This window comes from Mycolicibacter senuensis (genome assembly GCF_002101885.1).
GTDB lineage: Bacteria > Actinomycetota > Actinomycetes > Mycobacteriales > Mycobacteriaceae > Mycobacterium > Mycobacterium senuense.
The window spans coordinates 1-14,822 of record NZ_LQPS01000015.1; the positions used below are offsets into that span (position 1 = coordinate 1).

At 67.4% G+C, this 14,822-nt stretch carries 16 protein-coding genes; 9 read left to right on the top strand and 7 right to left on the bottom strand.

Annotated features, from left to right (window positions below; translation table 11 throughout):
- On the top strand, positions 1-532 hold a 532-nt coding region (locus AWC24_RS02350; protein ID WP_207568294.1), incomplete at its 5' end, for an alpha amylase C-terminal domain-containing protein.
- Between the two features lie 56 nt (positions 533-588).
- Here the strand turns inward: AWC24_RS02350 and AWC24_RS02355 are convergent.
- Together AWC24_RS02355 and AWC24_RS02360 are read right to left on the bottom strand one after the other, a co-directional pair.
- The gene (locus AWC24_RS02355) at positions 589-1,485 is read right to left on the bottom strand and encodes a tetratricopeptide repeat protein (RefSeq protein ID WP_085081891.1); all 897 of its coding nucleotides are present in this window, start codon (positions 1,483-1,485) and stop codon (positions 589-591) included.
- Positions 1,486-1,631: 146 nt separating this feature from the next.
- Positions 1,632-2,813: an acetyl-CoA C-acetyltransferase gene (locus tag AWC24_RS02360; protein ID WP_085081892.1), complete on the bottom strand. Its 1,182-nt coding sequence runs from the start codon at positions 2,811-2,813 to the stop codon at positions 1,632-1,634.
- A gap of 81 nt (positions 2,814-2,894) precedes the next feature.
- On the opposite strand from AWC24_RS02360, the gene mce reads away from it, so the two are divergent.
- Positions 2,895-3,389 (top strand): methylmalonyl-CoA epimerase, encoded by a 495-nt coding sequence (gene mce, locus AWC24_RS02365; RefSeq protein WP_085081893.1) that lies wholly within the window; start codon positions 2,895-2,897, stop codon positions 3,387-3,389.
- Between the two features lie 4 nt (positions 3,390-3,393).
- On the opposite strand, the gene AWC24_RS02370 is transcribed toward mce, so the two are convergent.
- The 3 genes from AWC24_RS02370 to nucS are packed head-to-tail and all read right to left on the bottom strand — an operon-like array spanning position 3,394 to position 5,523.
- A complete protein-coding gene (locus AWC24_RS02370) occupies positions 3,394-3,684 on the bottom strand; it encodes an Rv1322 family protein (protein ID WP_085081894.1) in 291 nt (96 codons plus the stop codon).
- An 18-nt stretch (positions 3,685-3,702) separates the two neighbouring features.
- Positions 3,703-4,797, bottom strand: coding sequence for an NADH:flavin oxidoreductase (locus AWC24_RS02375; protein ID WP_085081895.1), 1,095 nt, complete (start codon positions 4,795-4,797; stop codon positions 3,703-3,705).
- Positions 4,798-4,851: 54 nt separating this feature from the next.
- Positions 4,852-5,523 carry an endonuclease NucS gene (gene nucS, locus AWC24_RS02380; protein WP_085081896.1) on the bottom strand — a complete coding sequence of 224 codons (672 nt, stop codon included), beginning with the start codon at positions 5,521-5,523 and terminating at the stop codon, positions 4,852-4,854.
- 46 nt (positions 5,524-5,569) lie between these two features.
- Between nucS and AWC24_RS02385 the strand changes: the two genes are divergently transcribed.
- The gene (locus tag AWC24_RS02385; RefSeq protein WP_085081897.1) at positions 5,570-7,174 is read left to right on the top strand and encodes an adenylate/guanylate cyclase domain-containing protein; all 1,605 of its coding nucleotides are present in this window, start codon (positions 5,570-5,572) and stop codon (positions 7,172-7,174) included.
- Positions 7,175-7,180: 6 nt separating this feature from the next.
- Here the strand turns inward: AWC24_RS02385 and glsA are convergent, their stop codons facing one another.
- A complete protein-coding gene (gene glsA, locus AWC24_RS02390) occupies positions 7,181-8,455 on the bottom strand; it encodes a glutaminase A (protein WP_085081898.1) in 1,275 nt (424 codons plus the stop codon).
- 94 nt (positions 8,456-8,549) lie between these two features.
- Between glsA and AWC24_RS02395 the strand changes: the two genes are divergently transcribed.
- The 6 genes from AWC24_RS02395 to AWC24_RS02420 are packed head-to-tail and all read left to right on the top strand — an operon-like array spanning position 8,550 to position 13,421.
- A complete protein-coding gene (locus AWC24_RS02395) occupies positions 8,550-10,055 on the top strand; it encodes a DNA-3-methyladenine glycosylase 2 family protein (protein ID WP_085081902.1) in 1,506 nt (501 codons plus the stop codon).
- Entirely contained in the window at positions 10,052-10,543 is a 492-nt protein-coding gene (locus AWC24_RS02400) for a methylated-DNA--[protein]-cysteine S-methyltransferase (protein WP_085081899.1), read from the top strand. Before AWC24_RS02395 ends, AWC24_RS02400 begins: the two co-directional genes overlap by 4 nt.
- A 59-nt stretch (positions 10,544-10,602) precedes the next feature.
- Positions 10,603-10,950 carry a hypothetical protein gene (locus tag AWC24_RS02405; protein WP_085081900.1) on the top strand — a complete coding sequence of 116 codons (348 nt, stop codon included), beginning with the start codon at positions 10,603-10,605 and terminating at the stop codon, positions 10,948-10,950.
- A 6-nt stretch (positions 10,951-10,956) separates the two neighbouring features.
- A complete protein-coding gene (locus AWC24_RS22650) occupies positions 10,957-12,126 on the top strand; it encodes a hypothetical protein (RefSeq protein ID WP_174813620.1) in 1,170 nt (389 codons plus the stop codon).
- Positions 12,127-12,138: 12 nt separating this feature from the next.
- On the top strand, positions 12,139-12,699 hold the full coding sequence (locus AWC24_RS21465; protein ID WP_109560291.1) for an LpqN/LpqT family lipoprotein: 561 nt from the start codon (positions 12,139-12,141) through the stop codon (positions 12,697-12,699).
- Positions 12,699-13,421, top strand: a complete 723-nt coding sequence (locus AWC24_RS02420) for a hypothetical protein (protein ID WP_085081901.1) — start codon at positions 12,699-12,701, stop codon at positions 13,419-13,421. The genes AWC24_RS21465 and AWC24_RS02420 overlap by 1 nt, the downstream gene beginning before the upstream one ends.
- 37 nt (positions 13,422-13,458) lie before the next feature.
- Here AWC24_RS02420 and AWC24_RS02425 read toward each other — a convergent pair.
- Positions 13,459-14,822, bottom strand: a 1,364-nt coding sequence (locus AWC24_RS02425) for a PE-PPE domain-containing protein (RefSeq protein WP_234807226.1), incomplete at its 5' end; no start/stop codon positions are given.

A 14,822-nucleotide genomic window follows, 5' to 3' on the forward strand; every position in this document is an offset into this window, starting at 1 on the left:
GCTGGCCTACCAGTGGGCGCACCCGGGCAAGCAGTTGCTGTTCATGGGCCAGGAATTCGGCCAACGCGGCGAGTGGTGCAACGAACGCGGCGTCGACTGGTTCCAGCTCGATCCCCACGCCGAGCCCGATGGCTACTCCCCCGGCATTCTGCGCCTGGTCGGCGACATCAACGCCCACTACCGGGCGCTGCCGGCGTTGTGGAGTCAGGACGGCGACCCGCGGGGCTACTCGTGGATCGACGCCAATGACTCGACCAACAACGTGCTGAGTTTTCTGCGCTACGGTGCGGACGGTTCGGTGCTGGCATGCGTGTTCAACTTCTCCGGCGTCGAACACACCGACTACCACCTGGGCCTACCGCTCGCCGGCCGGTGGCGCGAGGTGCTCAACACCGACGCGATCGGCTACCGCGGTTCGGGGGCGGGCAACCTCGGCGGAGTGGTCGCCACCGACGATCCATGGCACGGCCGGCCGGCCTCGGCGGTGCTGCTGCTGCCGGCGCTGTCGGCACTATGGCTGGCGCCGGAGTAGCGCCGATCCCACACACGCCAGCCGAGCGCCGCACGTCGTCGGGTCAGCGCACCAGGTCAGTACAGCGCGTTGGCCAGGTTGCGCCGGCCGGCGACGACCTCGGGGTCGGCCGGGTCGAAGAGCTCGAACAGCTCCACCAGCCGGGTCCGCACCGTGCTGCGCTCGTCACCGGCGGTTCGCCGCACCAGCGCGATCAGCCGGTCGAACGCCGCGGTGACGTCCTGGTTGAGAATCTGCACATCGGCCGCGGCGAAAGCGGCCTCGATGTCCTCGGGGGCGGCATCGGCCAGCGCCGGCGCATCGAGCTGCCGGCCGGTTGCCCGCTCCAGGAACGTCAACTGGCGCAGCGCCGCCTTGGCTTCGACATGGTCGGGGTCGGTGTCGAGCAACGCCTGATAGGAGTCGCGAGCCGCGGCGAAGTCACCGGCGTCGAGTTGGTCGCGCGCCCGGGCGAGGACGGGATCCACCTGCTCGGGCTGCTCGGTTTCGTCGCCGCCGCCGGAGAGCTTGCCCGCGGTGGCCGACAGCAGTGAATCCACCCAGCGGCGCAGCTGGTCGGGTGGCTGGACGCCCTGAAAGCTGGTGATCGGTTGGCCGGCGGCCAGCGCCACCACGGTGGGCACCGCTTCGACGCCGAACACCTGCGCCACCCGCGGGGCGACGTCGACGTTGACGGTGGCCAGCGACCACGTGCCGCCATCACTGGTGGCCAGTCCGGCAAGCGTGTCGGCCAGCTTGATGCAGGCCTCGCTGCGAGGCGACCACAACAGCACCACGACGGGCACCTGGTTGGACCGGACCAACACCTCGTCTTCGAAATTGGCTTCGGTGATCTCGGTGGCGCCCGGCGGAGCCGAGCCGTCACCGCCGCCACCACCGGGCGGTTGCTTGAGTCCGGACAGATCCACTGCTCCGGCCAACGCCGGACCGATCGGGGGTCGAGGACGAGTCACGTCATCAAGTCTGTCACGCCGCCGCAGCGCCGGTGCCGACGGCTGATTTCGGGGCCGATGAGCACCCCTATGACTAAAATCACACCGCGAATTCGGCGCCGCGGAACCGGTGACGCCAGCAACTTACGCAACCGTAAGGAGCCTCCCTAGCCGGCGCGCAGAATCAGCGCGTCGCCCTGGCCGCCGGCGCCGCACAGCGCGGCCACCGCATAGCCCGATCCGCGGCGTTTGAGCTCGAGGGCGGCGTGCAGCGTGATACGCGCCCCCGACATGCCGATCGGATGCCCGACTGCGATCGCGCCGCCGTGCACGTTGACGAGGTCGGGGTTCACCCCGAGTTCCCGGCTCGAGGCCAACGACACCGCAGCGAACGCCTCGTTGATCTCCACCACGCCGAGCTGATCGACCGAGATGCCCTCCCGGGCGATGGCCTTCTTGATGGCATTGGCCGGTTGCGACTGCAAAGTCGAGTCCGGGCCGGCGACCACGCCGTGTGCCCCGATCTCACACAGCCAGTCCAGTCCGAGCTCCTGCGCCTTGGCCTTGCTCATCACCACGACGGCGGCCGCGCCGTCGGAGATCTGCGACGACGAGCCCGCGGTGATGGTGCCGTCCTTGCGGAACGCCGGCTTGAGCCCGGCCAGAGATTCGGCGGTGGTGTTGGCCCGGATGCCCTCGTCCTCGGTGAACTCCAGCGGATCCCCCTTGCGCTGCGGGATCTTCACCGGCACCACCTCGTCAGCGAACACCCCGTCCTTCCACGCCGCGGCGGCCTTGCGGTGCGATTCGGCGGCACACTCGTCCTGCTCGGCACGGGTGAACTTGTCGGCGTCGTTGCGCTGCTCGGTGAGCGCGCCCATCGGCTGGTCGGTGAACACGTCGTGCAGGCCGTCGTAGGCGAGGTGGTCGAGCACGGTCACATCGCCGTACTTGTAGCCGGAGCGACTGTCCATCAGCAGGTGCGGCGCCTTGGTCATGGACTCCTGGCCGCCGGCCACCACCACATCGAACTCGCCGGCGCGAATCAGCTGGTCAGCCAGCGCGATGGAGTCGATTCCGGACAGGCACATCTTGTTGATGCTCAGCGCCGGAACGTCCCAGCCGATGCCCGCGCCCACCGACGCCTGCCGCGCCGGCATCTGGCCGGCGCCCGCGGTGAGCACCTGGCCCATGATCACGTACTCCACCAGCGACGCCGGGACGCCCGCCTTCTCCAGGGCGCCGGCGATGGCGATCGCGCCCAGGTCACTGCCGGAGAAATCCTTCAGCGAACCCATCAGCTTGCCGATCGGGGTTCGGGCCCCAGCAACGATCACCGATGTGGTCATGACTACCTCCAAGCCGGATGTGGGCGGCCGATCTGCCAGATCGCCGCAGCGCGATGTTTCCGCTCAGGTTACCGTTACGTTATGACGACCGATTCCGTCACTGACCCGTTCGAGGTACGTTCCGCCTTGGCCTCCGCCCTGGTGACGGCGATCGATCACGTCGGCATCGCGGTGCCGGACCTGGAAGCCGCCAAGAAGTGGTACCACGACCAGCTCGGCATGATCGTGTTGCACGAAGAGGTCAACGAGGAGCAGGGCATCGTCGAAGCGATGCTCGCGGTGCGCGGTGCTCCGGTCGGCAGTGCCCAGCTTCAGCTGATGGCCCCGATCGACGAGTCGTCGACGATCGCGAAATTCCTGGACAAGCGGGGTCCGGGTTTGCAGCAGCTCGCCTACCGGACCAGCGCCATCGACGCGCTCTCGGAGCGGCTGCGGGAGCAGGGTGTGCGGCTGCTTTACGACGCGCCGCGGCGCGGCACCTCGAACTCGCGGATCAACTTCATCCACCCCAAGGACGCCGGCGGGGTGCTGATCGAGCTGGTCGAGCCGGCCGCCGACACGACCGCGGCGCACTGACGCTCTAGGACCACTTGCGGGTGGGGCCACGGGTCGCGCGATTCGCCCAGCACGGCGTATGCCAATGCCGTCGGTCCTCGCCCTCGTCTGAGTCTTCCCGCCACACCACCACATGGGCGATACCGGTGCGAATCTCGTGATCGCAGCCGGGGCACCGGTAGACCTTGACGGCCCGGGAACCGGCGATCGCCGCCACGACGTACTCGTAGCCGTCGGGTCCGGTTTCGACCCGCTGAGAGAGCGGCAGCGGCCGTAACGGCTGCTGCCGGCGAGAGGGGCTACGGCGACGAGCCATGCGGGTCAGCGTAGTGATTCAGGCCAGCGCGGCCAGTGCGGCAGCCGCGTCGTAGCCGCCGAACCCGTCCAGCTCTCCGCGGCGCAGCCGGTTGACCCAGGTCGGGTCGGCGAGCAGCGCGCGTCCGATCGCCACCACATCGAACTCCCCGGCATCGAACTGCTCGACCAGTCGGTCGACGGGCGCCGGCTGGATCACCTCACCCCGCTTCTCGCTGCGGAACTGCGTTTCCAGCCCGACCGATCCCACCGCGATGACCGGCGCTCCGCTGACTTTCTTGCTCCACCCGGCCAAGCTCAGTTCGGGGTCGTGGTCGGGGAACGCCGGCAGGTAGTGCCGGCGCGTTGAGGGGTGCAGTACGTCGACACCAGCGTCGATGAGGGGAGCCAACAGGTCCGCCAACTGCGCCGGGTCGTCGGCGATCGACGCCGTGTAGTCGGTGCCCTTCCACTGCGAGAAGCGGAAGATGATCGGATAGTCCGGGCCCACCGCGGCACGCACCGCTGCGACCACCTCGGCCGGGAAGCGCGTCCGCTCGGACAGCGATCCGCCGTAGCCGTCGGTGCGCCGATTCGTTCGCTCCCAGAGGAATTCGTCCAGCAGGTAGCCGTGCGCACCGTGGATCTCGATAGCATCGAAGCCGACATCCCGTGCGGTGGCGGCGCTGGACGCGTACAGCTGCGAGATCTCTTGGAGCTCATCGGTTCGCAACGCCCGGCCACGCGGGTTGCCCTGCCCGTCGATACCCGACGGAGCGACCGGCACGACGCCGTCGGTGTCCTCACGTTGCACGCCTTGGTGCCACAACTGGGCGGCGATCGTCGCGCCCTCGGCGTGCACGGCACCGACAACCCGAGTCCAGCCCGCGAGCACCTCGTCGCCCGCGATCGTCGGCACGCTGAACGGGTAACCCGCGGCCGGATCCGGCAGCCGGATGCCTTCGGTGATGATCAGGCCGACGCCACCGGCGGCGCGCCGTCGGTAGTACTCGGCGACATCGGTGCCCGGGACGCCACCCGGCGACGCTTGGCGGGTCATCGGCGCCATCGCGAACCGATTCGGCACGGTCAGCGAGCGCACGACCAGCGGTTGGAAGAGATCTTCGACTGCCATGGACCGCTGCAACGCGCCGCCGTTGCCGTCTATTCCGCCGTCGGCGTCCAGCGGTCAGAACAACCGGTACTCATCGCTATTCATGCCGCGCATTGCGTCGTAATCCAGTGTCACACAGCGAATGCCACGATCGGTCGCCAGCGTACGGGCCTGTGGTTTGATCTGCTGGGCCGCGAACACCCCGCTCACCGGCGCGAGCAGACCGTCTCGGTTGAGCAGTTCGAGATACCGGGTCAGCTGCTCGACACCGTCGATCTCGCCGCGCCGTTTGATCTCCACGGCAACCGAGCGTCCCTGCTCGTCGCGGCACAGCAGGTCCACCGGTCCGATGGCGGTCATGTACTCCCGGCGCACCAGGGTGTAGCCCTCGCCGAGCAGCTCGACGTGCTCGGCGAGCAGCGCCTGCAACTGGGCTTCCACCCCGTCTTTGACCAGACCCGGGTCGACACCGAGTTCATGGCTGGAATCATGCTCGATCTCCTCGATGGTGATCCGCAGCTGGTCGCCCGTCTTGTTCGTCACCACCCACACCGGGAACTCGCCGACGCACTCCTCGGTGAGCCGGCACGGCGGACTCATCCAGTTCAGCGGCTTATAGGCACGGTCGTCGGCATGCACACTGACCGAACCATCGGCCTTCAGCAGCAGCAGTCGCCGGGCCGACGGCAGGTGCGCGGTGAGCCGGCCGACATAGTCGACGGTGCATCGGGCGATCACGAGTCGCATCCGAACCACCTTAAAGCCCGTACCGAGCAATTATTCTTACGCCACGATGAAGCCGCCGAAGACGACCGCGCAACGCCTGGGCCGGATACTGGAGTTGCTGACCCGCCAGAGCGGTCGGTTGCCCGAGACACCCGAATACGGTTCCTGGCTGCTGGGCCGCGTGTCGGAAAGCCAGTACTTGCGGCGGATTCGCATCCAGTTCATCCTGACCGTCGTCATCGTCGGGACGAATCTGATCGGGATCGGCGTCGAAGCACTGCTGGTGACAGTGGCCTTTCCGTCGCCCAGTGTCTTTTCCGACGCCCCGGCGTGGCTGACCTTCGGGCTGGTGCCTGGCTACGTGGTGACGGCGTTGGTCGTCGGTACCTATGGGATAACCCGGCGCACCATCATGAAATTGCGGTGGGCCATCACCGAACAGCCGCCGACGCGCGACGACGAACGCAACGCATTCCTGACGCCTTGGCGCGTCGCGCAGGTCGTGCTGGCCCTGTGGGGCGTCGGGACCGTGCTGTTCACCGTGCTCTACGCGATGGCCGACAAGATATTCATCCCGATCATCGGGCTCACCCTGTGTATCTGCGGCATCCTGGTCGCGACCGCTTGTTATCTGTTCACCGAGTTCGCGTTGCGGCCGGTGGCCGCTCAGGCCCTCGCGGCCGGCCCCCCGCCGCGGCGAATCCTGTCGGGGATCATGGGCCGGACCATGATGGTCTGGCTACTCACCTCCGGCGTTCCGATTCTGGGCATCGCGCTTACCGCGCTCTTCGCGGTGGTGCTGAAGAACCTGACGTTGACGCAGTTCGGCATCGGGGTGCTGGTCGCATCGGTGGCGACCCTGATATTCGGATTCCTGCTGATGTTGATCCTGTCGTGGCTCACCGCGACCCCCGTGCGGGTGGTGCGTGCCGCGCTCAGGCGAGTCGAGCAGGGCAACCTGGGAGCAGATCTGGTGGTGTTCGACGGGACCGAACTCGGCGAACTGCAAAGCGGTTTCAACGCGATGGTGCACGGGCTGCGGGAGCGGGAACGGGTGCGTGACTTGTTCGGTCGCCACGTCGGTCGCGAAGTCGCCGCAGCCGCAGAACGCGATCAGATACAACTCGGCGGCGAAGAGCGCCATGTCGCAGTGCTTTTCGTCGATATCATCGGGTCGACTCAGATCGTGACCGCCAAGCCGGCCACCGAGGTCGTCACCCTGCTCAACCGGTTCTTCGCGGTGGTCGTCGACGAGGTCGACCGCCACCGGGGCCTGATCAACAAGTTCGAGGGCGACGCGACCCTGGCGATCTTCGGCGCCCCCAACCACCTCGACCAACCCGAAGACGAAGCGCTGGCCGCCGGACGCGCCATCCTCTCCCGGCTGGCCGACGAGGTGCCGGAGATCCGCGCCGGCATCGGGGTGGCGGCCGGCCAGGTTGTCGCCGGAAATGTCGGCGCCAAAGAACGTTTCGAGTACACCGTGATCGGCGAGCCGGTCAACGAGGCGGCCCGGTTGTCCGAGCTGGCCAAAACCCGGCAGCTCCAGCTGTTGACCACGGCACAGACGCTGCGCGCCGCCTGTGTCAGCGAGCAAGCCCACTGGGTGCTGGGCGATTCGGTGGTGCTGCGCGGGTATGACCAGCCCACCGTGCTGGCCGGACCGCTGTAGCCCTCGCTAGCTGACCCATCTCTCGCTCGCGGCGAGGGCATCGTCGACCGTGGCGAACACCAGCGCCTCGCGGGTCGCCGGATCGGACGCCAGCGCGCCACCCGGATCGACGAGAAGGCCCCGTTTGCCCATGCTCTGCAGCTCGTCGGCCAGACCCGCGAGCAGGGCACGCGCCGGGTCACTGATGGCGTGCAGGCGTGACACGTCGAGGATCGCGACACCGAAGTCGCCATAGTCGCCGGTGGCGGTGCGGGCCACCTGTTCGGCTCCGGCGAAGAGCAGATCGCCGTGCACCTCGTAGACCCGGACGCCCGGACGAGGCGTGTACATGCCGCGAATAGCCGAGTGGGCTTCGCTGCTCACCGTCAGGAAGTGCAGTCCGAGCTGCTGAGAAAGGCTGCGGCACACCAGTACTCCGCGCACACTGTTGCCCTTGGCATCGATCCGCGGCGAATAGACGCCGATGCCCAGCTGGCCGGGCAGCACCGCCACGATGCCGCCACCCACACCGCTCTTGGCCGGCATACCGACCGCACTGACCCACTCGCCGGCGGCGTCGTACATACCGCAGGTCACCATGACCGACAGTGTGCGCCGGACCACCGCCGCGTCGGTCACCTGCCGCCCGGTCAGCGGGTTGTAACCACCGCGCGCGAGCGTCGCCGCCATCCGGGCCAGGTCGGTGCTGGTGACCTTCAACGAGCACTGCCGGATGTAGACGTCGAGAGCGTCATCAGGATCAGCGCCAAGAGCACCGAAACTGTCCAGCAGGTAGGCGATTCCGCGATTACGACTGCCGCTGGCCTTCTCCGATCGGTAGACATCCTCGTCGAAGTCCAGGCCGCGTCCCGCGCAGGCACTGAAGAATTCCCGGATCAAAGCGAATTGATCGTCGGCGGTCTCGCCCGGGATCAACGAGCACGCCACGATCGCACCGGCGTTGATCATCGGATTCTTCGGGACCTGGGTGACCTGGTCGACGCTGATCCTGTTGAACCCCTCGCCAGAGGGCTCCACCCCGATCCGCGCGTCGACCTCCGCATGCCCCAATTGGTCGAGCGCCAGCGCGTAGGTGAACGGCTTGGAGATCGATTGCATGGTGAATTGCACGTCGGCGTCGCCGGATTCGTAGACATAGCCGTCCGACGAGGACAGTGACAGACCGAAGCCGGTCGGATCGACCCGCGCCAACTCCGGGATGTAGCTGGCCAGGGCGCCGATATTCACCTCGGCATGCTCGGCCAGTATCCCGTCCAAGTACCGCTGCACCAGTGCCGCCACGTCCAGATGGTAGCCCCGGCGGGCGGCACCGGTCCGGCACTATCGTGTCGCATTCCCGCTAGTGTCGTCGGCCGCCGCATGCGATGGTTACAACGTGCACGACGACTTCGACCGCTGCTATCGTGCCGTGCAGTCCAGCGACGCCCGCTTCGACGGCTGGTTCTACACCGCCGTGCTGACCACCCGGATCTACTGCCGGCCCAGTTGCCCGGTACGGCCCCCGCTGCCGCGGAACGTGCGGTTCTACCCCACCGCCGCGGCCGCTCAGCGGGCCGGCTTCCGGGCCTGTAAGCGCTGCCGACCGGACGCCGCACCGGGATCTCCGGAATGGAACGTCCGTGGCGACGTCGTGGGCCGGGCGATGCGGTTGGTCGCCGACGGCACGGTCGACCGCGAGGGGGTGGCCGGGCTTGCCGGCCGCCTGGGCTACTCCACCCGTCAGTTGCAGCGCCTGCTCCACAACGAGGTCGGAGCCGGTCCGCTGGCGCTGGCCCGCGCCCAGCGCGCGCAGACGGCCAGGATTTTGATCGAGACCACGGATCTTCCGTTGAGCGACATCGCGTTTGCGGCCGGGTTCGCCAGCATCCGGCAGTTCAATGACACCGTTCGCGCGGTGTGCGCCACCACGCCGACGATGTTGCGGCACCAGGCGGCCACAACGTCCAAAGCCGAATCCGACCGGCACGCTCCGAGCCCGGGAGGCCTGTCACTTCGGCTGCCGGTACGCACGCCGTTCGCGTTCGAAGGGGTCTTCGGCCATCTGGCGGCCTGCGCGGTTCCCGGCTGCGAGGAGGTGCGCGACGGAGCGTTCCGCCGCACCCTGCGGCTGCCGCACGGCAACGGCATCGTCAGCCTGACTCCGGCGCCCGACCACGTACGGTGCGGGCTGGTGCTCGATGATTTCCGGGATCTCACCGCGGCGATCACCCGCTGCCGGCGCCTGCTGGACCTCGACGCCGATCCCGAAGCGGTCGTCGAGGCTCTCACGGACGACCCCGAATTGGCGCCGCTGGTGGCCAAGGCGCCGGGCCAGCGAATCCCCCGCACCGTCGACGAGGCCGAACTGGCGGTACGGGCGGTGCTCAGTCAGCAGGTGTCGGTCAAGGCGGCCCGTACCCATACGCACCGCCTGGTGCTGGCCCACGGCGAACCCATTGCCGACCCGGCCGGCGGGCTGACGCACGTTTTCCCGTCGGTCGAACGGCTGGCCGACATCGACGTCGACCAGGTGGCGCTGCCCCGGGCACGTCGCCGAACACTGCTGGCCCTGGTGGCGGGTCTCGCCGATGGCAGCATCGCCCTGGGCGCGGGCTGCGATTGGGGCCGGGCCCGGCACGCGTTGCTGGAACTTCCCGGCGTCGGGCCGTGGACGGCCGAACTCATCGCCATGCGCGGCCTGGGCGACCCCGATGCGTTCCCGGCGACCGATCTGGGGGTGCGGCTGGCCGCGCGCCGGCTGGGTTTACCGGAGCAGTCGCGGGCCCTGACCGAACGCAGCATGCGCTGGCGCCCGTGGCGGTCGTATGCCGCCCAGCATTTGTGGACCGCACTCGATCACGCCGTGAACGACTGGCCGTTGACCTGCAAGGAGATCGCATGACCTGTCAGCGCACCATCGACAGCCCGATCGGGCCGCTCACCCTGGCCGGCGTGGACGGCAAGCTCAGCCATCTGCTGATGCTCGACCACTCCCATGCCCCCGACCGCACCGGGTGGCACCCCGACGACACCGCCTTCCCCGACGTCGTCGAGCAACTCGGGGCGTACTTCGCCGGCGATCTCACCGAGTTCGACCTGGCTTACGAGATGGCCGGCACCGAATTTCAGCGCCGGGTGTGGACCGCGTTACTGACGATCCCCTACGGCCAGACCCGCTCCTATGGGCAGTTGGCCACGCAGATCGGGGCGCCGACAGCCTCTCGCGCCGTGGGGCTGGCCAACGGCCGCAACCCGATCTCGATCATCGTGCCCTGCCACCGGGTCATCGGCAGCAACGGCAGCCTGACCGGCTACGGCGGCGGGGTCGACCGCAAGCGGACACTGTTGGATCTGGAGCGGCAGCACAGCCACGTCACGCTGTTCGACTGAGCCTGGCGGGCACGGCCGGGTGAATTGGCCATCGCCGAGTCAGCCGATAGCCTTCCTCCGTGACCACACCGGGTCTTCGGGTCGTACCGGACGGGCTGCGCGCGCTCGCGCAGCGCTGCGAGGAGCTCGCCAGTGAGGTCGCGGTGACGCTGCCAACCAGGACCGCACCCTCCTGGCAGTCCAGCGAAGCGGCGGCGACGGCGGTCAGTGCCGGTACCGGCAGGGTCGGCAAGATTCTTGCCAGCCGGATGCAGGCGACCGCTTCCAAGCTCACCGGAGCGGCGAACGACTTCGAGGCGATGGACGACGGTGGAGCCGCAGCTCTGGCAGCGGTGGGCTCCAGCGCACCGGCCGGTGGTTACCAGAACGTCGACGGCGGTGCCGGCGGGCTCGGACTACCGAGGTAGCCGTCGATGACGCTGAGCAACGGCTGGCCGTCGCTCTCCGAGGTGCGGGCGGCGAGTTGGGACTACCTCAAGGCCTCCGGTGAGAGCTGGTCCCGGCTCGCCGACACCTGGGAGAACGCCTTCGCCGAGGTCCGCAACGCGTCGGTGCGCCCCGGCGGAACCGGGTGGGAGGGCAGCGCCGCTCACGGCATGCAGGAGCGCACCGCATCCGATGCCGTCGAAGTGCGGACACCGGCGGATCAGCTCCGGGTTGCGGCCGAGATCGCCCGACGATGCTGCGGTCGGCAGGAGACCAACAAACAGTCGGTGCTCAACGCGGTCAACGCTGCTGTGCATGACGGTTTCAACGTCGGCGACGACTACACCCTCACCGACACGCTGCGTTGCTACAGTTCCACCGCGGAACGCGACGCACGCGAGCAGGCCGCCGACGGTCACGCCAGCGCGATCCGCACCCGCCTCAACAACCTGGTCGATTCCGAGACCGACATCGCCCGCGATCTCACCACCGCCACCGCCGGATTGGCCCACCTCAGCTTCCCCGAAGCAGGCGCCGACGGCGGCGCGGGAGTAGCTACCCCAGCTACTCTGGTAGACAACCGTCCTCGCACCGCGCCGGGAACGGAGCCGCACGGCAGCACTGCCGGCGAGGCTCCGGGGTACGCCCCGACACTCAAAGACGTGCTGATCGCTTCCGAGGGCGCGATCGCCGGCGGCACCGCGGACGGGGTGCGGCAAACAGTGCTCGACGTGGTCGCAAAGGGACCCACCACCGGCCCCGGTGCGCCTGACCCGGGCCTGTTGAAATGGTTCAAGGATCCGGAAATCGGCGGTGCCGAGCTAAGGGGTTTCTCCCGAGTTGCTCGGGTGACTGGAGCCGCGAGCGCGGTACCCGCGGTGATGTCGGACATCCAGGACGGAAACTCGGTTGCCGAGGCTGTCACCCGCGAGGGTGCAGGCGTCGCAGCGGGTCTCTGGGTGGGTGCACAAGCTGGAGGATTGGCCGGTTCGATAGTTCCGGGGGCGGGAACGGCAGTCGGGGTGGTGGTCGGCGCCATTGCCGGTGCGGGCGCCGCCATGCTCGCGTCCAACGGGGTCGAAATGGCCTGGGGTCCGGTCACAGATTCGGTGGGCAGCGTTGCACGTGGCGCGAAGTCACTATTCAGTTTCGGATAGGCGGCGTGGAACATGCGATTCGATGAGTTCATAGCCCGGGACGGCGTCGCCGTGTCTCCGGTCGACCAGTTCGATGGGCTTGCCGTGGATGTGGGAGTCCCGGCGGACTGGGATCCTTTTGATTCCGCCCCAGGCATCGGCGTATGGGTGTGTCGCCACGACCCGCGCATCGACCAGTTCTGCCCCAACGCCGTATTGACGCTGCATCGCGTCGAGGCGCCGCTCGATGCTGCCGACGTATTCGCCATGCTGTCCGAACAGCAATTGCAGTCGGTACCAGGCTGCCATGAGCTGTACCGGGAACTCGCTACGGCTACTGAGGGTTCTGGCGTCACGGGAGTACTCACCATGCAGATCAGCCACGAACTCGGCGTTCTCGGTAGCGTGTCTCGATCCTGGATCATCACGAGAGTACGCGAGACGCTGATCACGCAGCTGACGGTGACCGCGTTACACGACTCGCCGGTGGACCAGGAGAGCATCTGGCTAGCGGTCCGACCGGGGCCGGTAAGTCGCCCACCCACCGGCAGCGACGGCGGCGCCCCGGGGGGCAGAAAGCAGGACGGCCGCTGATGGCGGGCGATGGAGCAAAAGGCCGCTGGGGGCGAGTAGCCCGTTATTCCTTCGGCGGTTTCCTGCTCGTATTAGCGGCAGTGGATGCTCGGGTCGGATTCCCGTGGTACGGGACTCTTGGCATCGTGTGCGCGGCACTCCTCATCCTCGCCGGCCAGCGCCGGATCTTCCGGCCGGGCGTCACCCGCACAGCCAGTGGGGTCATCTGCCGCTACGTTCCGTGGTTCGAGGGAAACGCCTACATGGCAATAACGATTATCCCGCTAATGGGCGTAGCTATGGCGGCAGCGGGCCGAAACTCCGACTATCCCGCATGGTTTCGTTTCGGCGGGATCCTCCTCATGAGCCTAATGCCATTAGCGTTACTGAGCGTCCTGCGCATGTGGCGCCGATGCCCGCTCTGCATCTCCCCCACTGCATTGACGCTGCGAGCAGCCACGCCGGGATCGAAGTTGACGAAGATCCGCCGCGAGGACATCGAGTCGATCACCCCCAAGATGCTCCCCAACCCGGTCAACGGACATTCATTGCAAACCGAAATCGTCTACCAGACCATCGATTCCGGCAACACGGACACGGTCGTACTCGGCCTGCACCTCACCGTCCAGCCGCGCAACCTCGCCAACGCACTACTAGCCTGGAACGACGCCACCGACGAAGACCCGGACGAGTTGTTGGACCGAATCGAACAACTCCTCCGCGGCCAGTCACTCGCGATTTAGCGCCCTCGGCCGACCAGCCGCGCCTGCCGGCCTGTGCCTAGTCCGGCATGGGGTATTCGGTGGTGTCGGTGAATCCTTCGAAGAAGGCGGCCAGACCGGTCAGCGCCTCGGCCAGCGTCGGAGTCGGCGTGTCGATCGCGCCCACGATGTAGCCCTCTTGAATGATCCCCGCCAGCGACGGGTGCTCCACCAACGGGATGATCTGGTAGGTCGCCGGATCCAGCAAGCTTGAGATGGCGTTGCTGACTCCTTCTTGCACACCATTGCCCAGTGCCGTGAGCAGGTCGCCGAGATCGATGTCCGTCGGGAAGATCCCGGATGCCGCCGGCACGTCGACGTCCCCCGGCGGCCAGCCGTACTCGATGTTGCCATAACCGAGATTCACCAGGATCCGCGTAACGGGTTCCAACAACTCATAGAGTGGCTGCCCGAGAATCGGCACCAACTGCAGCGGGGCCAGCACCGGCAGGATGTCGGACGTGATCATGTGGAAGGTGGTCAGCGAGTCAGGATCGGCCGTCGGCAGCTCGATGGCCGATTCAACCTGTTCGGGCGTCGCGCTCAAGAGCACGGAGTGCCCGTAGATAAAGCCCAATATCGAGTTCAGGTCCGCCAGCGGGTTGAAGTACGTGGGCCGGAACGCCACCGGATCGTATTCGTAGTTGTAGACGTCGGTGTGATACAGGTCGGTGGGGACGCCGCTGGTCCCCGGGGAGCCGATCAGCACAAACCGGACCAGATCGTTCGACACTCCCTCCTCGGCAAGTCTCTCCATCAGACCTACCGAGATCGAAGCGCTCTGCGAGTAGCCGAACACCACAACCGGATGATCGGCATCCACCTGGCCGCCGTTGATCTCATCCATGACGGCGTTGTAGAGAATCTGCCCGCCCACCGCCTGCGAGGTGGAGCTGACATTCTCCGGCGTCCAGAGCGATACCAGCTCGCCACCGAAGCCGTGCGGCTGCAGGTACAGATTGTCGGCGGCCTCAAGGTAGCGGTCTGACGGTTGCGGCATGCCGGTTCCGCCCATGAGGAAGGCGATGCCATCCCCGAGCTCCGTGCCGTTGCCGGTAAGTGAGATCGCGGCGGGGTGTGCGCCGGCCGGCGCCGTGGCCGCCGGCACGCCGGCGATCAGACCGGCGGTGATACCGGCGATGACCGGAAGGCAATGGAAGTGGCGCACCCGATATCCTCCTGTTAAATCCCTTAACTGAGGCTTAACGGTATAGCGTCGCGGCTGATCGGGCAACTGCAGACATACGCAGCACTCAACGTGACTTGCCGGCGTCGCCCTCGGACCGGCCGGCATGGCGTGCGCAGCGGAAATGCCTGTGGCCCCCAATTGTTTTGGGGGCCACAGGGCTTTATGTTGTGTTCGGCGGTGTCCTACTTTTCCAC